23 protein-coding genes and 1 tRNA gene are annotated in these 21,996 nt (G+C 56.2%); 12 read left to right on the top strand and 12 right to left on the bottom strand.

Annotated elements, in window-relative coordinates; translation table 11 throughout:
* Positions 1-17: 17 nt before the first annotated feature.
* The 5 genes from QOL81_RS11565 (at position 18) to QOL81_RS11545 (ending at position 4,272) form a co-directional block, all read left to right on the top strand.
* Entirely contained in the window at positions 18-488 is a 471-nt protein-coding gene (locus QOL81_RS11565; RefSeq protein WP_049272896.1) for a helix-turn-helix domain-containing protein, read from the top strand.
* Positions 489-574: 86 nt separating this feature from the next.
* Entirely contained in the window at positions 575-1,174 is a 600-nt protein-coding gene (gene wrbA, locus QOL81_RS11560; protein WP_049201633.1) for an NAD(P)H:quinone oxidoreductase, read from the top strand.
* A gap of 236 nt (positions 1,175-1,410) precedes the next feature.
* Entirely contained in the window at positions 1,411-1,725 is a 315-nt protein-coding gene (locus QOL81_RS11555) for a hypothetical protein (protein WP_016928271.1), read from the top strand.
* Between the two features lie 134 nt (positions 1,726-1,859).
* Complete coding sequence (locus tag QOL81_RS11550) at positions 1,860-3,320, top strand: TrkH family potassium uptake protein (RefSeq protein ID WP_060419630.1); 1,461 nt, start codon at positions 1,860-1,862, stop codon at positions 3,318-3,320.
* 151 nt (positions 3,321-3,471) lie between these two features.
* Positions 3,472-4,272, top strand: a complete 801-nt coding sequence (locus QOL81_RS11545; RefSeq protein ID WP_038875289.1) for a DNA/RNA non-specific endonuclease — start codon at positions 3,472-3,474, stop codon at positions 4,270-4,272.
* Between the two features lie 49 nt (positions 4,273-4,321).
* On the opposite strand, the gene QOL81_RS11540 is transcribed toward QOL81_RS11545, so the two are convergent.
* Positions 4,322-7,402: a MexW/MexI family multidrug efflux RND transporter permease subunit gene (locus QOL81_RS11540; RefSeq protein ID WP_047727885.1), complete on the bottom strand. Its 3,081-nt coding sequence runs from the start codon at positions 7,400-7,402 to the stop codon at positions 4,322-4,324.
* Between the two features lie 10 nt (positions 7,403-7,412).
* Complete coding sequence (locus QOL81_RS11535) at positions 7,413-8,498, bottom strand: efflux RND transporter periplasmic adaptor subunit (RefSeq protein ID WP_070913936.1); 1,086 nt, start codon at positions 8,496-8,498, stop codon at positions 7,413-7,415.
* A gap of 145 nt (positions 8,499-8,643) precedes the next feature.
* Here QOL81_RS11535 and soxR point away from each other — a divergent pair, with 145 nt between their 5' ends.
* Complete coding sequence (gene soxR, locus QOL81_RS11530; RefSeq protein WP_197757930.1) at positions 8,644-9,108, top strand: redox-sensitive transcriptional activator SoxR; 465 nt, start codon at positions 8,644-8,646, stop codon at positions 9,106-9,108.
* Between the two features lie 53 nt (positions 9,109-9,161).
* Here soxR and QOL81_RS11525 read toward each other — a convergent pair whose 3' ends face one another.
* The 8 genes from QOL81_RS11525 to QOL81_RS11490 form a co-directional block, all read right to left on the bottom strand.
* The gene (locus QOL81_RS11525; protein WP_070913938.1) at positions 9,162-9,683 is read right to left on the bottom strand and encodes a helix-turn-helix domain-containing protein; all 522 of its coding nucleotides are present in this window, start codon (positions 9,681-9,683) and stop codon (positions 9,162-9,164) included.
* A gap of 82 nt (positions 9,684-9,765) precedes the next feature.
* Positions 9,766-10,290, bottom strand: coding sequence for a hypothetical protein (locus QOL81_RS11520; protein WP_139159299.1), 525 nt, complete (start codon positions 10,288-10,290; stop codon positions 9,766-9,768).
* A 135-nt stretch (positions 10,291-10,425) separates the two neighbouring features.
* Positions 10,426-11,490 (bottom strand): fimbrial protein, encoded by a 1,065-nt coding sequence (locus tag QOL81_RS11515; RefSeq protein WP_060419641.1) that lies wholly within the window; start codon positions 11,488-11,490, stop codon positions 10,426-10,428.
* A gap of 15 nt (positions 11,491-11,505) precedes the next feature.
* Positions 11,506-14,001, bottom strand: a complete 2,496-nt coding sequence (locus tag QOL81_RS11510; RefSeq protein WP_060419643.1) for a fimbria/pilus outer membrane usher protein — start codon at positions 13,999-14,001, stop codon at positions 11,506-11,508.
* A gap of 14 nt (positions 14,002-14,015) precedes the next feature.
* A complete protein-coding gene (locus tag QOL81_RS11505) occupies positions 14,016-14,711 on the bottom strand; it encodes a fimbrial biogenesis chaperone (RefSeq protein WP_283439827.1) in 696 nt (231 codons plus the stop codon).
* 48 nt (positions 14,712-14,759) lie between these two features.
* The gene (locus tag QOL81_RS11500; protein ID WP_369803984.1) at positions 14,760-15,356 is read right to left on the bottom strand and encodes a fimbrial protein; all 597 of its coding nucleotides are present in this window, start codon (positions 15,354-15,356) and stop codon (positions 14,760-14,762) included.
* Positions 15,357-16,174: 818 nt separating this feature from the next.
* A complete protein-coding gene (locus QOL81_RS11495; RefSeq protein ID WP_060419649.1) occupies positions 16,175-16,387 on the bottom strand; it encodes a hypothetical protein in 213 nt (70 codons plus the stop codon).
* 228 nt (positions 16,388-16,615) lie between these two features.
* Positions 16,616-16,703: transfer RNA gene (locus tag QOL81_RS11490), tRNA-Ser, on the bottom strand.
* A gap of 227 nt (positions 16,704-16,930) precedes the next feature.
* Between QOL81_RS11490 and yccA the strand changes: the two genes are divergently transcribed.
* The gene (gene yccA / locus QOL81_RS11485; RefSeq protein WP_004928091.1) at positions 16,931-17,590 is read left to right on the top strand and encodes an FtsH protease modulator YccA; all 660 of its coding nucleotides are present in this window, start codon (positions 16,931-16,933) and stop codon (positions 17,588-17,590) included.
* A gap of 111 nt (positions 17,591-17,701) precedes the next feature.
* Positions 17,702-18,031 (top strand): sulfurtransferase TusE, encoded by a 330-nt coding sequence (gene tusE, locus QOL81_RS11480; RefSeq protein WP_033642601.1) that lies wholly within the window; start codon positions 17,702-17,704, stop codon positions 18,029-18,031.
* A gap of 34 nt (positions 18,032-18,065) precedes the next feature.
* Here the strand turns inward: tusE and yccX are convergent, their stop codons facing one another.
* On the bottom strand, positions 18,066-18,344 hold the full coding sequence (gene yccX, locus QOL81_RS11475; RefSeq protein ID WP_060419652.1) for an acylphosphatase: 279 nt from the start codon (positions 18,342-18,344) through the stop codon (positions 18,066-18,068).
* A 92-nt stretch (positions 18,345-18,436) separates the two neighbouring features.
* On the opposite strand from yccX, the gene rlmI reads away from it, so the two are divergent.
* Both rlmI and hspQ read left to right on the top strand, forming a co-directional pair.
* Positions 18,437-19,627: a 23S rRNA (cytosine(1962)-C(5))-methyltransferase RlmI gene (rlmI, locus tag QOL81_RS11470; RefSeq protein ID WP_197757931.1), complete on the top strand. Its 1,191-nt coding sequence runs from the start codon at positions 18,437-18,439 to the stop codon at positions 19,625-19,627.
* 60 nt (positions 19,628-19,687) lie between these two features.
* A complete protein-coding gene (gene hspQ / locus QOL81_RS11465; RefSeq protein WP_033637900.1) occupies positions 19,688-20,005 on the top strand; it encodes a heat shock protein HspQ in 318 nt (105 codons plus the stop codon).
* Between the two features lie 57 nt (positions 20,006-20,062).
* On the opposite strand, the gene QOL81_RS11460 is transcribed toward hspQ, so the two are convergent.
* Positions 20,063-20,476 carry a CoA-binding protein gene (locus QOL81_RS11460; protein WP_060419657.1) on the bottom strand — a complete coding sequence of 138 codons (414 nt, stop codon included), beginning with the start codon at positions 20,474-20,476 and terminating at the stop codon, positions 20,063-20,065.
* 256 nt (positions 20,477-20,732) lie between these two features.
* Here QOL81_RS11460 and QOL81_RS11455 point away from each other — a divergent pair, with 256 nt between their 5' ends.
* Positions 20,733-21,398: a DUF2057 family protein gene (locus QOL81_RS11455; protein ID WP_060419659.1), complete on the top strand. Its 666-nt coding sequence runs from the start codon at positions 20,733-20,735 to the stop codon at positions 21,396-21,398.
* Between the two features lie 122 nt (positions 21,399-21,520).
* Positions 21,521-21,979 carry a methylglyoxal synthase gene (locus QOL81_RS11450; RefSeq protein WP_038875247.1) on the top strand — a complete coding sequence of 153 codons (459 nt, stop codon included), beginning with the start codon at positions 21,521-21,523 and terminating at the stop codon, positions 21,977-21,979.
* Positions 21,980-21,996 lie beyond the last annotated feature (17 nt).

Genomic DNA, 21,996 nt, shown 5'->3' with positions numbered 1-21,996 from the left:
GAACTCAGGAGTGCACCATGCAAAAGTACCGCATCAGGCCATTACGTCTGGAAAAAGGCTGGTCGCAGGAGCAGCTGGCGACGATCGCCGGCCTCAGCACCCGCACCGTCCAGCGGATTGAAAACGGTGAACAGGCCAGCCTGGAAACCTTGACCGCGATCGCTGCCGCGCTGGGCGTGCAGGTCAGCGATCTCAATGCGCAGCCGCAACAGGCAATGGAGGAGGAGACGCCTGACGAACAGCGCATTCGTCGCCAGGTCGCGGCAGAAGGCAAACTGCTGAGCATGGCGGTGCGTTTCGCCGTGATTGGCGTGATGTTGTTCGCCATCAACTGGTTTACCCATCCGCAATATCTCTGGTCGCTGTGGGCTATCGGCGGCATGAGCCTCGCGCTGGTCATGCGGGCGGTGCGTACCCTGCTGCTGCGCAATGTCTTCAGCCGCTGGCAGGAACAGCGGCTGGCGCACAAGCTGCGGCGCTTGCCCTGAATCCGCCATTCGACAAAACCAAATTCGTCATTCGCTTCTATGCTTATCAAGGGTTTTTGTTAATCATCTGAGCGGGAGTTCGGAACATGACGAAAGTGTTGGTGCTTTATTACTCAATGTACGGCCATATCGAACACCTGGCGCAGGCGGTGGCCGAAGGCGCGAATCGGGTTAACGGCGTGGACGTGACGATTAAACGCGTGCCGGAAACCATGACGCCGGAGGCCTTTGCCAAAGCAGGTGGCAAACAACATCAGCAGGCGCCGGTCGCCAGCCCGCAGGAGCTGGCGGACTATGACGGCATTATCTTCGGCACGCCGACCCGCTTCGGCAATATGGCCGGGCAGATGCGCACCTTCCTCGATCAGACCGGCGGCCTGTGGGCTTCCGGCGCGTTGTACGGCAAGGTAGGCAGCGTCTTCTCTTCCACCGGCACCGGCGGCGGCCAGGAACACACCATCAGTTCCACCTGGACCACGCTGGCGCACCACGGTTTCATCATCGTGCCGATCGGCTATGCCACGCCAGAGCTGTTTGACGTTTCGCAGGTACGCGGCGGCACCCCGTATGGCGCCACCACCATCGCCGGCGCCGACGGTTCGCGGCAACCGAGCAACGAAGAGTTGACCATTGCCCGCTATCAGGGCGAGCACGTGGCAAAAATCACCGCCAAGCTGAAAAGTTAAGCACCCTCCTGCGCCTGTGATTCAAAGGGCCGCGCATTCGCACGGCCCCATCTTGTTGCCGACCCGCCGCAAGGTTAGAATGCCCCTCCCCCGGCCATTCAGCGTCTGAAGGCCAGGCCCGAATTCGTTCTGCCCGTCGCTTGTCAGCCTTAGGCGCGAGGACGGGCGTTCTGTTTTTTGCGCACAGCGAAGGGAATAAGTCAGTGTCTAAAGATTTTGATGAACTAATAAGAGACATGGATCTTATTATTGAAAATGTAGACAGCTTCAAGGCTCTGGCTCCGCGCGCGCCCGAGCCGGCTCCGGCCCCGCCGCCGCCGGTTCATCACTACGATTCGTTCTGCGAGAACATCGCGCTGAAAGTGGTCTTGAAGGTGCTGCTGTCTTCGGTGGACAAGATAGTCAAGGTGCAAATCGCCAACAAGGTCGAGCAAGAGATCGCCCAGATTGAACAGCAGGTGGTGCGCGCCGGCGGCGGCCCGGTGTCGCCGGACGATCTGGCGCAAATGACGCACTATGTGCGCCGCACGGTCAACGACCTGCTGGAATAACGTCTTCCCCGGCAGGCTCACCGGCCATACTTATTCGGCGATATGAATTTTTACGCTATTTTTATATCGCCTGCTTTATGCTTGATACACTTCAATAAATTGACACATTGTCGGCAGGCATTCCGAGCAACAGCATGGTCAGAACCAAACAAATCCTGGTCGTCATTCATCTTTGCAGCTTTTTGGTCCTTCTTTACAGCCTTTCGATGATCCCGCCCCTGCTGATGGGCCTGTTGTATAAAGAAAAAAGCGCCTTCTCATTCTTCTATACCCTGGTGGTGGCCGCCACGCTCGGCGGATTGGGCTGGTTCAGCACCCGCCAGTCGAAAGTGCAGTTGCGCACTCAGGACGGCTTTCTGATCATCGTGATGTTTTGGCTGCTGTTTTCCGCGATCAGCGCCCTGCCGCTGTGGCTGGATGATACGCTGAACGTCCGGCTGGTCGACGCGATGTTTGAGGGAGTCTCCGGCATCACCACCACCGGCGCCTCGGTGCTGAATGACGTCTCGAACGTGCCCAAATCGGTCCTCTACTACCGTTCCCAGCTCAATTTTATCGGCGGCCTCGGGGTTATCGTGTTGGCGGTGGCCGTGCTGCCGCTGCTGGGCATCGGCGGCGCCAAACTTTACCAGTCGGAAATGCCCGGCCCGTTCAAGGAGGAACGCCTGACGCCACGCCTGGCCGATACCTCGAAAAACCTGTGGTTGATCTACCTTGGGCTGGGGTTGGCCTGTACCGTCGCCTTTCGTCTGGCGGGCATGCCGTGGTTCGATGCGTTATGCCACGGCATTTCCACCGTTTCGCTCGGCGGATTTTCCACCCGCAACGAAAGCCTGGGGTACTACGACAGTTCAGCAGTGGAAATGGTCGGCGGCATTTTCTCTATTCTGGCGGCGGTGAACTTCACGCTCTATTTCGTGGCCGTCGGCCGCCGCAGCCTGAAACCGCTGTACCGCAGCCCCGAGCTGCGCTTTTTCCTGTTGATTCTGGCCATCGTCGTGGCGATCGTGTGTATCGAGCTGTACCGTTCAGGCATGTACGGCGCCAAAGACGCCTTCGTGCACGGCTTTTTCCTCACCAGCTCGATGATGACCGACAACGGCCTGGCGATTGCCGATTACACCCGGATCCCGTCCCATACCATCATGCTGCTGCTGGCGGCGAGTTTCTTCGGCGGCTGCGTCGGCTCCACCTGCGGCGGCATTAAAGCACTGCGTTTTCTGATCATGTACAAGCAAAGCCGGCTCGAGATCAACCAGCTGGTGCATCCCAACGCCATGTATACCATCAAGGTCGGCAATGCACCGATCCAGGATCGAACGCTGCGCTCCGTTTGGAGCTTCTTCTTTCTCTATGTACTGTTCACCTGCTTGTTTATCTGGCTGCTGAATCTGATGGGCTATGATCTGGTCACCGCCTTCGCCACCGTCGCCGCCTGCATCAACAATATGGGGCTGGGGTACGGAGAAACCGCCGCCGGTTTCGGCACGTTGAACGATGCGGCGAAATGGCTGATGTGCGCCGCCATGCTGCTCGGCCGCCTCGAGATCTATCCGATGCTGATCCTTTGTTCACGCGCATTTTGGCGTTTTTGATCGGCCAAGCGGCGTGTAAGGCGCCGTTCCGCTCTGCTAACGCTGACACATTCGCAACATGAATATGTTGCATTGTTGTATTCGTTTCACTGCGATAAGTTTAATTCACTGTAAATATATACAGTATTTTTAACTTATTGAGGATATGAATATGCGCTTTAACAACAAGATGTTGGCCCTGGCCGCCCTGCTGTTCGCCGTACAGGCGTCGGCCGACACGCTCGAATCCATCGACAACTGCGCGGTCGGCTGCCCGACCGGCGGCAGCAGCAACGTGTCGATCGTGCGTCATGCTTATACGTTGAACAACAACAGCACCACCAAGTTCGCCAACTGGGTGGCCTATCACATCACCAAAGACACGCCGGCCAGCGGCAAGACGCGCAACTGGAAAACCGACCCGGCGCTCAATCCGGCGGATACCCTGGCGCCCGCCGATTACACCGGTGCCAATGCGGCGTTGAAGGTCGATCGCGGCCATCAGGCGCCGTTGGCCTCGCTGGCGGGCGTTTCCGACTGGGAATCGCTGAACTACCTGTCCAACATCACGCCGCAAAAGTCCGATCTTAACCAGGGCGCCTGGGCGCGGCTGGAAGATCAGGAACGCAAGCTGATCGATCGCGCCGATATCTCCTCGGTCTATACCGTGACCGGGCCACTGTATGAACGCGATATGGGCAAACTGCCGGGCACCCAGAAAGCGCACACCATCCCCAGCGCCTACTGGAAGGTGATTTTCATCAACAACAGCCCGGCGGTAAACCACTATGCCGCCTTCCTGTTCGATCAAAACACGCCGAAGGGCGCCGATTTCTGCCAATTCCGCGTGACGGTGGACGAGATCGAGAAGCGTACCGGCCTGATCATCTGGGCCGGTCTGCCGGACGACGTACAGGCCTCGCTGAAGAGCAAGCCCGGCGTCCTGCCGGAGCTGATGGGCTGCAAAAACTGACGAAAAAACCCGCCGAGGCGGGTTTATTTTTCATTCGGGCGCCGGCGGTTTATTCCGTCAGCGCCTTTTGCGCGGCGGCCAACTCACGCTGCCGGGGCGACGCCACCGCGTGATCGCGCGCCAACAGTGTGTACACCGTCGGCAGCACAAACAGGGTGAACAGCGTGCCCACCAGCATGCCGGACACGATCACCAGCCCCAGACCGAAGCGGCTGGCGGCACCGGCGCCGCTGGCGAACAGCAGCGGGATCAAGCCGAACACCATCGCCCCGGTGGTCATCAGCACCGGCCGCAGGCGAATTTGCGCCGCCTGCAAAATCGCGGCGCGCCGCGTCAACCCCTGATGCATCTGCAGTTCGTTGGCGAACTCCACCATCAGAATACCGTGCTTGCTAATCAGCCCGATCAGGGTCACCAGCCCGACCTGGGTATAAATATTCATCGTGGCGTAACCCAGCGCCAGCGGCAATAAGGCGCCGCAGATCGACAGCGGCACGGTGATGAGGATGATCAGCGGATCCTTCAGGCTCTCATACTGCGCCGCCAGCACCAGGTAGATGATCACCAACGCCGCCAGGAACGCGAATGCCAGCGCGCTGCCTTCCTGGGTATATTGGCGCGAATCCCCCTGCCAGTCGTGGCTAAATTCGGCCGGCAGCGCATTGGCCTGCCGCTCGAGGAAGGCGACCGCTTCGCCCATCGAAACGCCGGGGGCGGGGATGGCCTGCAGGGTGGCGGCGTTCTGCTGGTTAAACTGGGTCAGCTTGTTCGGCTCGACCTTAACGGCCACCGACACCACGGTGGAGAGCGGCACCAGCGTATTGTCCTGCGTGCGAACGTACTGCCGCGCCAGCGCCTGCGGCGTCAGCCGCTGTTCACGCAGGCTCTGCGGGATCACGTCATAGGCGCGCCCGTCCATGCCGAAGCGGTTGAGGTAGTTCTCCCCCACCAGCACCGCCAGCGATTCGCCGATGTCGCTCATGCGTATCCCGAGGCTGTTGGCCTTGGCGCGGTCGATATGCACCTCCGCCAGCGGGTTGTTGTAGTCCAGATCGCTGTCCACCACCATAAACAGGCCGCTGTTTCTGGCATTCTGCTTCACCTCTTCCAGGGTGCGATACAGCTGCGGGTAGTCCTGCGGCGTGCGCAGCACCATCTGCACCGGCAGCCCGCCGGTGGAGCCCGGCAGCGCGGGCAGTTGGAAGGCGAAAATGCTGGTGCCTTCGACGTCGTTCACCGCCCGTTGCAGATCGGCCTGCACCGCTGACGCCGAGCGCTGGCGCGCCTGCCACAGCGTCAGGTTGATGCCGCCGATGCCGGACGCGGTGCCGTCGCTGCCGTTGATGATCCAGCGGCTTTCGGTTTCCGGCATGCGGTTGTAAACCTCGTCCAGCTTGTACGCAAAACGCTCGACATAGTTCAGGTTGGCGTGCTGTGGCGCCTTGATGGCGGTCAGTACGATGGCCTGATCCTCGGTCGGCGCCAGCTCGCGCTGCGGCATCAGGTACAGCAGCGGCAGGCTGATCATCACCAGCAGCGCCAGCGCGCCGGTCACCCAACGGTGGTGCAGCGAGAAATCCAGCGCGCGCGCATAGCGCCGCGTCAGGCCGCCGAAGAACCACTCGGCGGCGCGCGCCACGCGCCCTTCGCTCTGTTTGGCAGGCAGGAGAAGAGAACTCATTACCGGCGACAGCGTCAGCGCCACCACGCCGGACACCACCACCGCGCCGGCCAGCGTCAGCGCGAACTCGCGAAACAGCGCGCCGGTCAGCCCGCCCATCAGGCCGATCGGCGCGTAGACCGCCGCCAGCGTCAGGGTCATGGCGATCACCGGCCCCGCCACTTCGCGCGCGCCGATCATCGCCGCCGCCAGCGGCGTTTTCCCCTCTTCGATATGGCGATGCACGTTCTCCACCACCACGATGGCGTCGTCCACCACCAGACCGATCGCCAAAACCATCGCCAGCAGCGTCAGCAAATTGACGCTGAAGCCGAAGGCCAGCATCAGCCCGGCAGCGCCAAGGATCGACAGCGGAATGGTCACCACCGGGATCAGCACGGTGCGCAGCGACCCCAGACACAGGTAGATCACCGCCACCACGATCGCCAGCGCTTCGAGCAGGGTATGCACCACTTCATCGATCGAGGCCTGGATAAAGCGTGCGGTTTCGAACGCCAGCGCCATCTTCACGCCCGGCGGCTGCATCTTGTCAATTGCCGGCATCAGGTGACGAATGCCGTCGACGATCACCAGCGGGTTGCCGGTCGGCGTGGGGAAAACGCCGAGAAACACCGCCGGTTCGCCATCCATCAGCGCGCTGGTTTCCGTGGCTGCGGCGCCCAGCTCCACGGTGCCGACGTCTTTCAGGCGCACCAGGCCGTTGCCGTCGTTGCGCACCACCAGATTGCGGAACTCCTCCACGCTGGTGAGATCGGTATTCACCCGCACGTTGGCAACCACATACTGCCCTTTCACCTTGCCCGGCGCCGCCTGGTAGTTGTTGCGCCGCACCGCGTCGGCCACGTCGGCGGCTGTCAGGCCGCGGCCGGCCAGCCGATCGCTGTCCAGCCACAGGCGCATCGCCATTTTTTGCCCGCCGAACACTTCCACCTTGGCGACGCCGTCGATAGTGGTGAACATCGGCTCCACCACCCGCGTCAGGTATTCGCTCAGCGCCGGCGTGGACAGCGTTTTACTGGAAAAGCCGACATAGGCGACGGCGGTAGCTTCACCGGCGGAGCGCTCAATCACCGGATCGTAAGCCTGCTCCGGCAGCTTGTAGCGCACCTGGTTGACCTTGGCCATCACTTCGGTCAAGGCCTGGGTCGAATCGCGGTTCAGCGCCATGCGCACCGTCACCACGCTGCGCCCCTGCACCGACGAGGATGAAAGGTAGTCAACGCCCTCGACGGACGACACCGCCTGGGCGATCGGCTGCGTGACAAAGCCCTGCATCAGCTCGGACGACGCACCGGGATAGTCGGTGCTGATGGTGATGGTGGAGTTTTCCAACAGCGGGTATTGACGGATCGGCAGTTGGCTGAGCGCCAGCGCGCCGAACAGCAGGATCAGGGTGCTGACCACCAGCGCCAGCACCGGCCGGCGCACGAACAGATCGGTAAATGTCATCGGTCTCTCCTCAAGAACCAGCCTGGGCGGCGTTCAACGTATCCTGCGCCACCGGCTCGGCCGCCATGCCGTCGCTCAGCTTGAGCTGGCCCGAGGTCACCACCCGATCGCCTTCCTGCAGGCCGCTGACGATCTCGACGCGCCCGTCGTTGCGCTCCCCCACGGCGACCGAAACGCGTTTGACCGTCATGCCCTTTTCACCCTGCTGCGCCAGGAACACGGTATCGCCGTAGGCCGTGTAGGTCAGCGCCGTTTCCGGCACCGTCAACACCGCCACGCGCTGCTGCTGCGTGACCCGAATGCCGGCGTACATGCCGGCCTTCAGCAACCCCTGGCGGTTGGTCAACGTCGCCTGCACCTGCACGGTGCGGGATTTGCCGATCATCGGGTCGATAGCGGTAATGGCGGCAGGGAAAGCGCGATCGGGATACGCCCCAACCTGCACCGACACCGCCTGCCCCAGCGCCAGCCCGGCGCTGCTTTGTTCGTCCAGCGAGAAGTTGACGCGCAGCGTATCGGCGTCCACCAGGTTCGCCACCGCGTCGGCGGCGTTGAGGTATTGCCCTTCATGCACGCGGCGAATGCCTATGGTGCCGGCGAACGGCGCGCGGATCGCCTTTTGCGCGATTTTGGCCTGCGTTTCCTGCACCGCACCGAGCGCCATATCCCGTTCGGCCAGCGCATCGTCCAGCTGTTGCCGCGCGGTGGCGTTGAGGTTCATCAGCTTGCGCATGCGCGCCAACAGCAGATCGGCATTGCGCAATTGCGCCTGCAGGCGCACCAGCTCAGCCTGCTCGACCGCATCGTTGAGCTGCACCAGCAGTTGCCCCTGCCGCACCGTTTGGCCGGATTCGAACAGAATGCGCGTGATGCGGCCGCTGGTCTCCGCCGCCACAGCCACCTGGCTGGCCGCCTCCAGCTCGCCCACGCCGGCGTAACTGCGCGCCGCCTGTTCACGCAGGGCGGGTGCCAGCGCCACTTTCACCGGCGGATAGGCCGGCGCGCCTTCGTTTTGCCGCGCGGTGGATCGCATCGCAACGGCGGCGACGGCGAGCGCCGCCAGCAGCGCGGCAATAATGAGGTTTCGTTTCATCATGTAACGGTTTCTTCCTGATTTTACAGCCAAAGCCATCCTTCCCCCGACGCAGCGCAGGCAGGTGACGAGAGATGCCGGTTGCCAAGCCCGGCTGGCTGCACTATAAAACCTCAGGTTAACTTGAGGTCAAGCTGAGGAACGTGGAATGGCAAGAAATGAACCGATTGACACCTATCGGCTATTGACCGTGGGGGAAGTGGCGAAGCGCAGCGGCGTGGCGGTATCCGCGCTGCACTTTTACGAAAGCAAGGGGCTGATTCAGGCCACGCGCAACGCCGGTAACCAGCGCCGCTACACGCCGGTGGTGTTGCGCTACATCGCGGTGATCAAAATCGCGCAAAACGCGGGCATTCCGCTGGAGGAGATCCGCGCCACGCTGGGCCGCTTTCCTGCCGGCAGCAAGCTGACCGCCGAACAATGGGGAATTTTGTCCTCCGCCTGGCGCAAAACGCTGGATGAGCGCATTCAGCGGCTGACGGTGCTGCGCGACCATCTCGACAGCTGCATCGGCTGCGGCTGCCTGTCGCTCACCGACTGCCCGCTGCGCAACCCAAACGATATTTTGGGCCAACAGGGCGCCGGCGCGCATATTTTCGAACGCCCAGGCTAACACGGGTGAACAGGTGCTTTCCCTGCGGCCCAACGCCCCCTGTGGGATAGCGATTAAACTCGCTCATCCGCGGCCAAAATGAACTGATGAAAACGTTCAATCTCCAGCTTACGCATGGCATTCATTTTATGTTGGCTGACGGTTTTCTCAGAAATGCCTAATGCTTTGGCAATACGAGTATTGGGTTTTCCCGCCAACAACATGGCCAATACCGAAATCTCTCTCGACGACAGACGCTGCCCTTTGGCGCTTGCAACAAACGACGTGATGGCCTCCGTGAACGCGACCAACCCGATGTTTTTTTTTAGGCAATTAAAATTCGACAGGCGCGGCGTTTCCACACCGGTCAGCACGATAGCATGGTCAGGTCTGTCTATAATATGCGACAAAAAATTCATGATCCGGCAGATAGAAGAAAAAGAAACAATAACTATATCCGCATGACAATAAACGGCATGCATTCTACCACCGGAGGGTGAATAGAGATTAATGACCTCAATACCCTCAAAAGGCATCAAGAGCTGCGACATCCCATAAAATAAATAGTAATCGTCGGAAAAAATAGCCACTTGCATAGATTCATTCCGTTGCCATTCGTGATGGGCCATTTTTTAGACAGCCCATGAAAGCGATGTTAGTTAATCGGTGTTGGTTAACTTACTTCAGAGAAGTACATAATGAGCTCAACAACCCGGACAACGATGAAAGGTAAAAATCATCCAGATACATAACACCTTCTTCACTGTATTTTACATTATTCTCTAAAATTTCATGAATACCCTCTACCGCACCTACGGCATCCTTCCAGACGACACGCTGGCCAAATGGCGAAATACCTAGATATTGCGCATTCTGGCGGAATCCAACGACGAAATCGTGCAGTATATCGAGAATGATCAGCACCTCCCCCCTACTTATACTCTGTTTTAATTGGACTTTATCAAAAAATACGCGAAGTGTGTTCTGTAAGGAAAAGAGGTTTTTGAACACCCCTCCGGCGATGTCCTTCGGTGTTTTCACACTGGTTGATATGACAAAAGGAAGTTCACCGTGCTGCGAAATATATTGATAGAGTCCATTTATCGCCGTCGTCGGTTTAATATCCAAACCGCGAAGAATTACGTCAACCTCATCTTTTAGCGACTTTTCCACCTTAACACCGATCTGGATTTGTTCCGTCATACAGTTCATCCTCAACATAGAGATCCTGATTAAACACCAATATTATTCAAATAATAATATTTGCCATCAATTACCATGTTAAGATTTTTCTTATTCACATCAACCTGTTTTTTATTATTAAAAATAACAGAAGATTTATTTATATATAATATTAAGCGTGGCGGATGTGTTAATCGTCCCGCTGCTCAGGGTAACCTTGTCGTAAGGATAATAATAGGCCGCCATGCCGATGGAAAATTGCGCATCTAACGCATTACCGACGCCAACATGAAATAATGATGTCGCCGAGCCTTGTACCGTGCTGGAAAGCGCTAACATAACGGGCGTATCCGGTGTTTTAGCATTCACCAGACGAATACCTACACCTCTCGCCGCCCCAGCACTCTTGTCAATCAAAACTGAATTATCCGATGACAGCAGGTTGTTGCTGGATAAAAACATATTGATATCACGATCGGTCGTGCCGTCGCTTTGTCGATTCTGACAGCTGAAATTGAGCGTAAAAGGCGTCAGCCCATTTTGCGCGCCCTGAGTTATCTGGGACACTCCCAGCGTCGGCAGTTTCACCGCCAAGCCGGCGTTGTCGAAAGAACAGGTCGTCATTTTAGGCGCATATTTGATAGTCATCGGCTGCCCGTACATGTCACGCTGATCGTAAGGCCAGTTGAAACCGTTGAGCAGCCAGGTCAAAATCTTCAGCAACTGCTTGGCCGGCCATAAAATGATCTCCAGCAACGACATTCCGCTCAGATCGGTCACGAACATCACGTCTTTAAGGCTGACGGTATCGCCGGGTATCGATGTGCCTGTCTTGCTGACCAGACTGAAGCGAATATTCATCGGCTCATTCAATTCCGAGGCGTTGTGCGTTCCCCAGCCACTGAGTTTCTTGTTAGCGACATCGTTGATTATCTCTGCTCGCACCCAATACTTTCCATTACTGAACCCCAGAATGGTCGCTTTCGAGCTGTCGGTTGACAGGATCCGGGTATAGCCGAATTCGCTGCTTGAGGTTGAACAGCTAAATGAACCACTGTATTGCGTATAAAAACTGCCTTCCCAGACCGGTGTCTTGGCGCTGAGCTTATCTGACAAGTCGACGTAGATAGGCGGCGCATATTGGATGCCGTTGCCGTAACATGAAGCGTAACTGTAACCGCTGAACACTAAGGACAGCGTCAGTGCGAGTATCCTGAGCATGGTGTAATTATCCTTTTATCGACAAATGTTGGCTGCGCTGTCCATCGAGATTTGCGGGCGTTCAATCTTGCAGATACCGTCATTCAGCCTGACTTCCAGCGACGTGGGTTGCTGTTCCACACGCAGATACAGGACGCTGGCCTGCCCGACGAAGCCAATGGCATGCCCGCTTTGATCCGCCACCTCCGCACCAAATGGCAAGGGCACATCGCCACGTTTAAGGGCGCGAAGCGTATAAGGCCGACGCTGATCGGTTTCGAATCTCAAATAGTTGACGGCGCCGGCATAAGGCACGCTGTTGGCGATATTGCCGACGATCTCCGCCCCGGAGCTATTGCCGGAATCCGACAACGTTACGGAGTTTTGCCGGTAAGGCGTCGCGTACGGCACCAAAGCCAATCCCTCGTCGTTAGTGACAATACTTTCGTCACCGTTCACCATCAGCCCTTTGGCTTTAGGCGCCTCCACCACCATCATGGTGTTACCCATTTCGTTTGACGCCAGCAAATGCCAAGGGATCGCCACCAGACTACCGCGGGCGCTCATACCCAATTGTCGATAGTCAGAGGATTCGCTGTAGGAGCCGCCGACGGTCGTCGCGTTGGCGCGATAGGCTGCATTTACACTCGCCATGCTGTTGCCACCGCTTTGATTACTGCCGGCAAGCGCATAACTCAGTCGGTTCGATTCCAGCGCATTACCGCTCAGGCTCAGCGTGCTTTGTTGATAATGTGAATCGGTAGCCGACAAGCCGGTGCTGAGATAGGCATTATTGTCAAATATCGACAGCGGCACGCTCAGCGAAAGATAAAATCGCGTCTCCTCTTTTCGATCGGAGTTTCTTACCCTGCTGGCGGAAACGTTATAGCTGATACGTTCAAAGGCGTTTGAATACCCCAGTTGATATTCCCGGCTTTTATTCGTATCCGACCAGTAATCACGCTGGGTACCGGAAAAATACAGCGTTCCCCATCCCTCACCGAGCCGCTGATTAAGGTTCAGATTGAAGGTATTGCGCGGACGAGCGGCGCGAACGGCATCCCAGGTATTCAAATCCAGCGGTGCAAGTTCATCGTCATCTTGGCTGTTCCAGTAGTCGTGGAAGCGTTTGTCGCGTTCTCGGTAACCTTGATGGGTATAGATGGCATCGTTGAAACTGTAATAACCTTTAGTCGAATAACGGTAAGCGGCCAGCGTGAAGTTGGTCGCGGTGGCATCCAGAAATTTGCTGTAGGCAATGCGGAAACTCTGCCCATCCTCTGTGCGATCCTGCAAAGACGTCGAGGCTTGAGTCACATCGACGGATACCGCGCCGATCGGCAAGTTCCAGCCACTGCCGAGCAGCCAGGCGCGGTAATCCTCACTGAGGATCGTGCCGGCATAACCGGTGACCAGATTATTGAATCCATACTGCAGCGTGCCCTGAACGAAAGCAGGAGAGTAGTCGGTATTTGCCTGATTGACTTTACCGGCAACCAGGCCGTATTTGCTGACGCCCTGCTTCAACATATTGGGTACGGCGGAAAACGGCACGGTAAAGGACTGCTCTCGCCCGTTAGCTTCCTTGACCACCACCAGCAGATCACCCGCGGAGCCGGTAGGCAAGATGTTGTCCAACGTAAAGGCGCCCGGCGGGACGTTCTCCTGATAGATAAGGTTGCCGTTTTGTAGCACTTTCACCAAGGCGTTGCTCTGTGCGACACCCCGCACTATCGGAGAAAACCCCTGCTGTGAATTGGGTCGCATATTCATGTCAGACGCTAAGGCGCCGCCCCGAACCCGGATAGAGTCGAACAAATCGCCCGGCGAGTAAAAATCGCCCATGGTCAAGTTTGATTTGATGGCAGCGAAGCCACGCTGCACATAGCGAGTATTATTTTGCCAATCGCTACCTTGCCGAGAACTGCTACGGAAATTGCTGCTGTCTCTGAATTGCCAGCCCGCAAGGTTGAATCCAGACTCCAGGCCGGTATAAAAATCGTCCGCAGACGCTTGATCGCCCTGCAACGATTGCACGTGGTAATAGGTCGCGTTATAAGCCAACAACAGCGCCGGTACGCCACGATCCCAAAATTTGGCATCAACATAGCCGGCTTCTGCGCGAATGACTCGCGACTGGGGCACCGTCAACTTCAGGCTAAGCGTTGCCACTTCAAAATCGAAACGCCCCCCTTGCACCAACTTATCAATGGGAATAAGGTCGTTGTCCGCAACGGCGGGCAATGCGTCCAGATCGATGCCCAATAAAGCGGCATCGCGACCGGCAATGCGGATATCGCCTTGGTGCTCGCCGAACAGCAACGAGAATCGGCCTTTCCAGCTTTGGTTGACATAAACGTCGACAGTCTGGGTTCCCGCCGGCATATCATTGTTGAGGTAAAAGCGCGACAGGTCTGACTCGCGGGATGCCCCTGCCAATAAAGAGGTGTCAAATTTCATTGCCGATGCTTTATTCGGCGAGATGAATGCAGATACGGTCAGTATCGAAAGCAATTTTATTTTAAGCTTCATTGCTATTCTTCACGTTAGCGGGCAGTAATGGCTTTGGATTTATAAGCCCCCAGGTCATCGATATACAGCAGGGTATAAGGGACGTTTCGGCTCACTCCAGACTTCGTCGCGGCAAATAGACTGGAAAATGGCGCGACCATCACTGAATCGACCAACAGATTTTTCTTGCCCTTCTGATCAACATTGGCCAACGTAAAAAAATAAGGGCTTTTGTTGATAACCTTAAATCCCGCTCCTGCCGCCTGTAACTCAATAAAATCCGTAATGGCATTAGCGTTGCTGCTTAACCCTGCCGGACGATAAAATAACTTGATACGCGATTTTATGGCTAACTGCAGCGTATTGACCCCCTGCAAATTCTCCGGCGTAGGTGGAATATCTAACACATTCAAATAAAATACAGACTCACGATCGCCAGGAATCGTGGCACCCATTTTCTGTATGCGCAATTGCTGGCCATTATTTCCAGCCACTTTCACCACCGGTGGAGATAACAAGAACGGTACGTTTGCCGTCTCAGGCGTCGAGTTTATATCACCGTCATCAATCCATGCCTGCACGAGCGCCGGATCGTTACCGTTGTTCACCAACTGAACGATAACATCTTTGTTTTTTTCGGGATAAATAACACGTGTTCCATTAATTACAATATTGGCATCGGCGAAAAAGCTGCTGAAAAATAGCCCAACAAAGATTAAGCATTGTTTCATAGTCACCTCAGAAGCCAGGCCTCTGGCACAGGCCTGGCTTAATTGCGATTACAGGTAAGAAATGGTGTAAGTCACGTTGGAGCTCAATTCCCCTACTTTCGCCGCAGTCACATTGGTCTTGTAGTAATAGACGTCCAGCGTCAGCGTTTCGGCATCTGGCGCCGTTTTATCGCCTTTGATCTTGGTGACATAAGGTACGTTCAACGGAATCGGCGTGGATGAACCCGGCTCGGCAAGAGAGAAACCGACGTTTTTCGCTACGGCGGCGTCGCTTTCATTAACAGAGCTGTTTAACAGATATTTTCCGTCGGTAGAGATATTATTCGCCGAAGAGAAGTAGATCTTCAGCTTCGAATCCGCTTCCGATGCCGCCGGCTTACAGCCGGAGAACGTCAATGAGAAAGTTTTCTTGTTTTTGGGTATTGGCCCGACGACGGTGCCCGCATCAGTGACGGAAATAGGGCTGAGCGCAACGGTAAAGTCAGCGCTTTTTCCACCGTTGATGGTACAAGTGGTATCCGTCACGGCACCGCTAAACGAAATAACGCCACCGGCAGAATTATCTGCCGCCGTTGCGCTCACAGAAGTTAACGCGGCAGCCAATACCGCCAAAGAGATACCTTGCTTAATCATAATAAACTCCATTACTTTCTTCGCTGAAAGAGCATATATAAAACGACCTATACCATTAAACCGTTCAGAGGCTAACGAAGCTTAGACAATAGCAGAGCATTGACAGCATCCTGCCATCTCAAAGTTTATATTTGAAGGTATATGCTTATATATATCCAAGTGTATTTAAAAATATATCCAGCAATGGGAAAATCTCATTCATCGCCAGACGCAGAACATATTAATTCCAAAGGCAAAAAGATTGCAACATCGAATCAAATAATTTTCACAACAATAAAAAAATGAATCAGGCAATAGATGGGAAGCTACGCATCATAAAAGAGTGGGCATGGTATGCATGCATACTACTCAGGTTAAATGAGTACACCCATTTTTTCATGAAGTATGATGTGAGATAAAAACAAAAAACCATTGAAAATAAAAAGAAAAATACACAGGAGAAAATCTTAAATTTCTTAATTAACCCTCTTAGCGCCCACGCAGGGTTAGCTTATTTCTACCTTAAAAATTATCTGACCTACCGATATAGGAGTAGGACAAAAACGCGATACCATCTACGTTTGGATATCTATACATATCAAGAATAATCCCCATTATTTCCCTCTATCAGCCGATGAGGCTAAACGCGTCAGACTGAAATATATCTTTTGTTATAAATACAAAGCCATCTTTGAAGTATATTTTTTAATATACCGAGAGATAAATCACGCCAATAAAACGCTATAGGGGCTGATCAATGCTGGGTAGAGAAAAACTCAGAAAGAGAAAGGGCAGGAATAAAAAACCCGAACGCACTGGCTCGGGTTTATAGAAAGACAGACATTCGACGCTCAGAGCTGTTTTTCAGCCCGAACGATGCCATGGTTTTTCATCACCTCTTCCATGGTGAGGTTCTCATCATACGGCTTATCGTCCACCACGACGTCTTGCGGGCGCACATAGGGTTTGGTCGCGCGTTTGAACATCCACCACCACACGAACACCAGGAAAGCGCCGGACTTCAAAAATATCATGGTCCATAGGGCGACTTGATACCAGTTCATCTCTGTCTCCATAAGAGCATTAAGCGAAATTGATAAGGTGGCGTTGATTATCACCCCGGCGGCGCCTGGCAGCAGCAGGCATCCGGGCAGCCAACCTTGATGACCGCATAATCTCACCGATGCGTGGCCCTTATCAATAGCCGATCGCGTTTCCTGCAAAAGCGCCCCAGTTTCTGAGCACGCAAAAGCAAAAAACCCCGTGCTCAGAGAGCACGGGGTCAGAATGTATGGCGGAGGAGCAGAGATTCGAACTCTGGAACGGTTTCCCGTCGACGGTTTTCAAGACCGTTGCCTTCAGCCACTCGGCCACCCCTCCGCAACGACGCGCACTATAAACAGACCTCATTCGCTTGTAAAGCCCAAGCGCGTTCAACCGCGCGAAAAATCGGCGAAGGCGCAGCAAACGGCGAACAAACGCGCACCTCCCCCCCGCTGTTGCCGTAATGATAACTAAGGGTAAAGATTGGTAAACAAACTTTAATCAAGCGCTTGCGCTGCCTATTATCGGGATTATTTTGTGATGGCTTGATAAGAGAGAGCATTATGGACCGCATTGTCGTCTCATCTTCTTCGCGCGACTCGCTGCTCAGCACGCATAAAGTCCTGCGCAACACCTATTTCCTGTTATCCCTGACCCTGGCCTTCTCAGCCCTGACCGCAACCGCCAGCACGATGCTGGGTCTGCCGGCTCCGGGTCTGCTGCTGATGCTGGTCGGTTTCTATGGCCTGATGTTCCTGACCCATAAACTGGCCAACAGCCCGGCGGGCATTCTGGCGGCGTTCGCGCTGACCGGTTTCATGGGATACGCCCTTGGCCCAATCCTCAGCTCGTTCCTGAACGCCGGCGCGGGCGACCTGATCATGCTGGCGCTGGGCGGTACCGCAGCCGTCTTCTTCTGCTGCTCGGCGTACGTGCTGACCACCCGTAAAGACATGTCGTTCCTGTCCGGCATGATGATGGCCGGTTTTGTGGTGCTGCTGGTGGCGGTGATCGCCAACCTGTTCCTGCAGATCCCTGCCCTGCACCTGGCTATCAGCGCGCTGTTCATCCTGTTCTCCGCCGGCGCGATCCTGTGGGAAACCAGCAACATCATTCACGGCGGCGAGACCAACTACATTCGCGCCACCGTTAGCCTGTACGTGTCGCTCTACAACATGTTCATCAGCCTGTTGAGCATTCTGGGCTTCGCCCGCAGCAACTGATCGCACGTTACGCATGCCTTCCTGGCCCCGCTCCGGCGGGGCTTTGTTTTTTGCGGCCGAAAAAATTTGCTAAACTGACGGCCGTTCCGAATTATCCGTTATCGAGGCAGTATGTTGGAGTTTGAAGGTCGGGTTATCGACACTGACGCGCAGGGCTATCTGAAAAACAGCGCCGACTGGCATGAAGGGCTGGCGCCACTGCTGGCGGCACAGGAAGAGATCGTGCTCACCGAAGCACACTGGGAAGTGGTGCGCTTCGTGCGTGACTTCTATCAGGAATTTAACACCTCACCGGCGATTCGCATGCTGGTCAAGGCCATGGCGCAAAAATACGGCGAAGAAAAAGGCAACAGCCGCTATCTGTATCGCCTGTTCCCGAAGGGGCCGGCTAAACAAGCCACCAAGATCGCCGGATTGCCGAAACCGGTAAAATGCATCTGACCGCTCCGCCCGCAGCGCCGCTGCAGATGGGCATTCAATAGCGAATGCCAAACCCGGCGTAATCGACCACGCCCTGTGGCTCCACCAGCACGCGTTCGACGCGCGCGCTGCGCGGGCCGCCCTGTTTCAACCACGCCACCAGCTTGTCCACCTGCGCCTGCGTGCCGCAGGCCACCACCTGAACGCTGCCATCATCAAGGTTGCGCGCATAGCCGGTCACCCCCAGCGCCTCGGCCTGCCGCTGTGTGGAATAGCGGAACCCGACCCCCTGCACCACGCCATACACATACGCAGCTATGCAAACTTGTGTCATAATCGCCCCCTTATTCAGTTTTCGTTATGGCATTGCCGTGCTTTTGCACCGCCGTGTCACTCTTTTTCTCCTAGCTGGCAGCATTATTAATTATGACCGTACGCCTGTTTCTCGCCAAAGGACGTGAAAAGTCCTTACTCCGTCGCCACCCTTGGGTGTTCTCCGGCGCCGTTCAACGCGTTGAGGGCAAAGCCCACTCCGGTGAAACCATCGATATTCTCGACAGCCAGGGAAAATGGCTGGCGCGCGGCGCCTATTCGCCCGAGTCGCAGATCCGTGCACGCGTCTGGACCTTCCAGCCAGATGAAGAGATTAACATCGATTTCTTCATCCGCCGCCTGCAGCAAGCGCAAAGCTGGCGCGATTGGGTCGCGCAGCGCGCCGGTCTGGACGGATACCGCCTGATCGCCGGCGAGTCCGACGGCCTGCCGGGCATCACTATCGATCGTTTCCAGAATTTCCTGGTGCTGCAGCTGCTGTCCGCCGGTGCCGAATACCAGCGCCCGGCCCTGCTTTCCGCCCTGCAACATTGCTACCCGGAATGTTCGATCTACGATCGCTCCGACGTTGCGGTGCGCAAAAAAGAAGGCCTGCCGCTGGCACAGGGCCCGGTGCTGGGCGATCTGCCGCCGGAACTGCTGCCGATCACCGAACACGGCATGAAGCTGCTGGTGGACATTCAGCAGGGGCACAAGACCGGTTTCTACCTCGACCAGCGCGACAGCCGCCTGGCGGCGCGCAATTACTCCGCCGGCCGTCGGGTGCTGAACTGCTTCTCCTACACCGGCGCCTTCGCCGTTTCCGCTCTGATGGGCGGCTGCGCGCAGGTAATCAGCGTGGATACCTCGCAGGCGGCGCTGGATATCGCCCGGCAGAACGTCGAGCTCAACAAGCTGGATCTGAGCAAAGCGGAGTTCGTCCGCGATGACGTGTTCCAGCTGCTGCGCAACTACCGCACCCAAGGCGAGAAATTCGATCTGATCATCATGGATCCGCCGAAGTTCGTCGAGAACAAAAACCAGCTGGCTAGCGCCTGCCGCGGCTACAAAGACATCAACATGCTGGCGCTGCAGCTGCTGAATCCGGGCGGCATTCTGCTCAGCTTCTCCTGCTCCGGGCTGATGCCGACCGACCTGTTCCAGAAAATTTTGGCCGACGCCGCTGTAGATGCCGGACGTGATGTACAATTTATAGAGCAGTTCCGGCAGGCTGCCGATCACCCGGTGATCGCCACGTATCCTGAGGGGCTGTACCTGAAAGGATTCGCTTGTCGGGTGATGTAACTTGAAATGCGCTGCCTTGCCCCCATATATGAGCAAGGCATTGTTTCTCAGGAGGTCATCATGATTGCCAGCAAATTCGGTATCGGACAACAGGTTAGGCATAAACTGCTGGGGTATTTGGGTGTCGTGATCGATATCGACCCGGAATACTCTTTGGAACAACCCAAAGCTGACGAGATAGCGGCGAACGATGAACTGCGTTCCGCCCCTTGGTACCACGTGGTGATGGAAGACGAGGAAGGCCAACCGGTACACACCTATCTGGCGGAAGCACAGCTGGATAGCGAAGCCCAGGAGGCACACCCCGAGCAACCATCGCTGGATGAACTGGCGGAATCCATCCGCCACCAGCTACAGGCGCCACGCTTGCGCAATTGACCGCGCCAAGACCTGAGAAACCCGAGAGGGCCTGGCATCGCGCCAGGCCCTTTTTATTCAACGCTCCAGCCCCAAACGCGGAATGTCGATTTTCGGACAGCGATCCATCACCACGCGCAGCCCGGCCTGTTGCGCCAGCTCCGCCGCCTGATCGTTAATCACGCCAATCTGCAGCCACAGCGCCTTGGCGCCGATCGCTATCGCCTCTTGCGCCACGCCGTAAGCCGCCTCCGAATTGCGAAACACGTCAACCATATCCACCGGCTGCGGTATAGCGGCCAGCGTAGCGTAAACCGGCTGTCCCAGCAGCGTCTGCCCCGCCAGTTTTGGGCTGACCGGGATCACCTGGTAGCCTTGCGCCAACAGATATGCCATCACCCCATAGCTGGGCCGCGACGGGTTATCGCTGGCACCGACCAGCGCGATAGTTTTCACCTGCTGCAACAGCTCGATAATCTCTTGATCTTGCATCTTTCAACTCCCGTTTATCACTCCACCACTCTCCGCTTCGAGTGTAACCGATCGGCACCCGCTCGGCTAAACGCAACGCGAGGGAAACTTCAGCACAATCTTATGGTCAGAGGCTGTCGCGGTTCAGCTGCCCATGGTCGTGTCTAATCGCGATAAAATATGTAAAAATGTGAACATAACGCCCGATTGAAAAATTTTGACACAACCTGTGCCGTGTTCAACACTTAGAGCTACGTCACTTTATAAGGAGATAATGATGAAATTTGGTCTGGTGGTTGCGGCGTTGCTCAGCATCAGCATGCCTGCCGCGGCTACGACCCTGAAACTCTCCCCGGACATCGACCTGCTGGTGGTCGACGGCAAGAAAATGACAGGTTCGTTGTTAAAAGGCGCCGACAGTCTTGAACTGGATGGCGGACAGCACCAGCTGCTGTTTAAAGTGACCAAAAACGTCCGCGCCGGCCAGCATACGCAGGCCTATGCTTCCCTGCCGCTGGTTGCCTCCTTCAATACGCAAAAGATCAGCCAGGTGGCGATCGAACTGCCGCGCATCGAGAACGATCGCGATGCGCAACGCTTTGACAAGACGTTGAATTATCTGGTGGTCGATAAAGACGGCAACGCCCTGCCGTTCCGGCATGACGTGCTGCATCCCGACAGCGTCACCTTCAATGCCGATTTGGAAAAGGTGATGACAGATTACAACCGCCAGAATCGCTCCGCCTCCGTCGCGGCCTTCGTTCAGGCGAACGCCGATAATCCCTCAACGCCCTCGCTGGCCGGCACGCCGCTGAACGCTCCAACGGTCACGCTGAAAGGGGAAAACGTGTCGGAACAGATGCTGCAATATTGGTTCCAGCAAGCCGACAAGGAAACACAGAAGCGTTTTCTGCGGTGGGCCAATAAACAACCGGTTCGCTGATACTTCCCGGCGTCTTTCCCCGCAAAGGCGCCTTTTCTTCGCATTTTCAAGCGCAAACGCTAGGCAGTGAAAAACAGTTTCAGTAATCTGTCGCACATCCCCGATTAGCGAAGGACACCGAGATGGAATTGACCACCCGCACTATCGCCGCGCGCAAACACATTGCGCTGGTGGCGCACGATCACCGCAAACAGGCCCTGTTGGAGTGGGTAGAGAGCCACAAGACCATTTTGGCGCAGCACCAGCTGTACGCCACCGGCACCACCGGTAACCTGATCCAGCGCGCCAGCGGCATTCCGGTCACCAGCATGCTGAGTGGCCCCATGGGCGGCGATCAGCAGGTTGGCGCATTGATTGCGGAAGGCAAGATAGACATGCTGATCTTCTTCTGGGATCCGCTGAACGCGGTACCGCACGATCCGGACGTGAAGGCGCTTCTGCGGCTGGCGACCGTATGGAATATCCCGGTGGCCACCAACCGCTCGACCGCGGACTTTCTGATCGACTCGCCGCTGTTCAAAAGCGAGGTGGAGATCGCCATCCCCGACTATCAGCGCTATCTGCAAGAGCGCCTGAAATAGTCCTCGCGGCCTGGCTA

The organism is Serratia sp. CC22-02, assembly GCF_900182895.1.
GTDB classification, from domain to species: domain Bacteria; phylum Pseudomonadota; class Gammaproteobacteria; order Enterobacterales; family Enterobacteriaceae; genus Serratia; species Serratia nevei.
This window is presented reverse-complemented; position numbering and strand designations above follow the sequence as displayed.

Coding starts and splice junctions, on each gene's coding strand:
- QOL81_RS11550 (WP_060419630.1), top strand. CDS start 1,860: ATGGTCAGAACCAAACAAATCCTGGTCGTCATTCATCTTTGCAGCTTT.
- QOL81_RS11535 (WP_070913936.1), bottom strand. CDS start 8,498: ATGATGAAACGAAACCTCATTATTGCCGCGCTGCTGGCGGCGCTCGCC.
- QOL81_RS11455 (WP_060419659.1), top strand. CDS start 20,733: ATGAAATTTGGTCTGGTGGTTGCGGCGTTGCTCAGCATCAGCATGCCT.
- soxR (WP_197757930.1), top strand. CDS start 8,644: ATGGCAAGAAATGAACCGATTGACACCTATCGGCTATTGACCGTGGGG.
- yccA (WP_004928091.1), top strand. CDS start 16,931: ATGGACCGCATTGTCGTCTCATCTTCTTCGCGCGACTCGCTGCTCAGC.
- wrbA (WP_049201633.1), top strand. CDS start 575: ATGACGAAAGTGTTGGTGCTTTATTACTCAATGTACGGCCATATCGAA.
- yccX (WP_060419652.1), bottom strand. CDS start 18,344: ATGACACAAGTTTGCATAGCTGCGTATGTGTATGGCGTGGTGCAGGGG.
- QOL81_RS11510 (WP_060419643.1), bottom strand. CDS start 14,001: ATGAAGCTTAAAATAAAATTGCTTTCGATACTGACCGTATCTGCATTC.
- QOL81_RS11545 (WP_038875289.1), top strand. CDS start 3,472: ATGCGCTTTAACAACAAGATGTTGGCCCTGGCCGCCCTGCTGTTCGCC.
- rlmI (WP_197757931.1), top strand. CDS start 18,437: ATGACCGTACGCCTGTTTCTCGCCAAAGGACGTGAAAAGTCCTTACTC.
- QOL81_RS11540 (WP_047727885.1), bottom strand. CDS start 7,402: ATGACATTTACCGATCTGTTCGTGCGCCGGCCGGTGCTGGCGCTGGTG.
- QOL81_RS11505 (WP_283439827.1), bottom strand. CDS start 14,711: ATGAAACAATGCTTAATCTTTGTTGGGCTATTTTTCAGCAGCTTTTTC.
- QOL81_RS11460 (WP_060419657.1), bottom strand. CDS start 20,476: ATGCAAGATCAAGAGATTATCGAGCTGTTGCAGCAGGTGAAAACTATC.
- QOL81_RS11525 (WP_070913938.1), bottom strand. CDS start 9,683: ATGCAAGTGGCTATTTTTTCCGACGATTACTATTTATTTTATGGGATG.
- QOL81_RS11500 (WP_369803984.1), bottom strand. CDS start 15,356: ATGGAGTTTATTATGATTAAGCAAGGTATCTCTTTGGCGGTATTGGCT.
- QOL81_RS11565 (WP_049272896.1), top strand. CDS start 18: ATGCAAAAGTACCGCATCAGGCCATTACGTCTGGAAAAAGGCTGGTCG.
- QOL81_RS11495 (WP_060419649.1), bottom strand. CDS start 16,387: ATGAACTGGTATCAAGTCGCCCTATGGACCATGATATTTTTGAAGTCC.
- QOL81_RS11520 (WP_139159299.1), bottom strand. CDS start 10,290: ATGACGGAACAAATCCAGATCGGTGTTAAGGTGGAAAAGTCGCTAAAA.
- tusE (WP_033642601.1), top strand. CDS start 17,702: ATGTTGGAGTTTGAAGGTCGGGTTATCGACACTGACGCGCAGGGCTAT.
- QOL81_RS11555 (WP_016928271.1), top strand. CDS start 1,411: ATGGATCTTATTATTGAAAATGTAGACAGCTTCAAGGCTCTGGCTCCG.
- hspQ (WP_033637900.1), top strand. CDS start 19,688: ATGATTGCCAGCAAATTCGGTATCGGACAACAGGTTAGGCATAAACTG.
- QOL81_RS11450 (WP_038875247.1), top strand. CDS start 21,521: ATGGAATTGACCACCCGCACTATCGCCGCGCGCAAACACATTGCGCTG.
- QOL81_RS11515 (WP_060419641.1), bottom strand. CDS start 11,490: ATGCTCAGGATACTCGCACTGACGCTGTCCTTAGTGTTCAGCGGTTAC.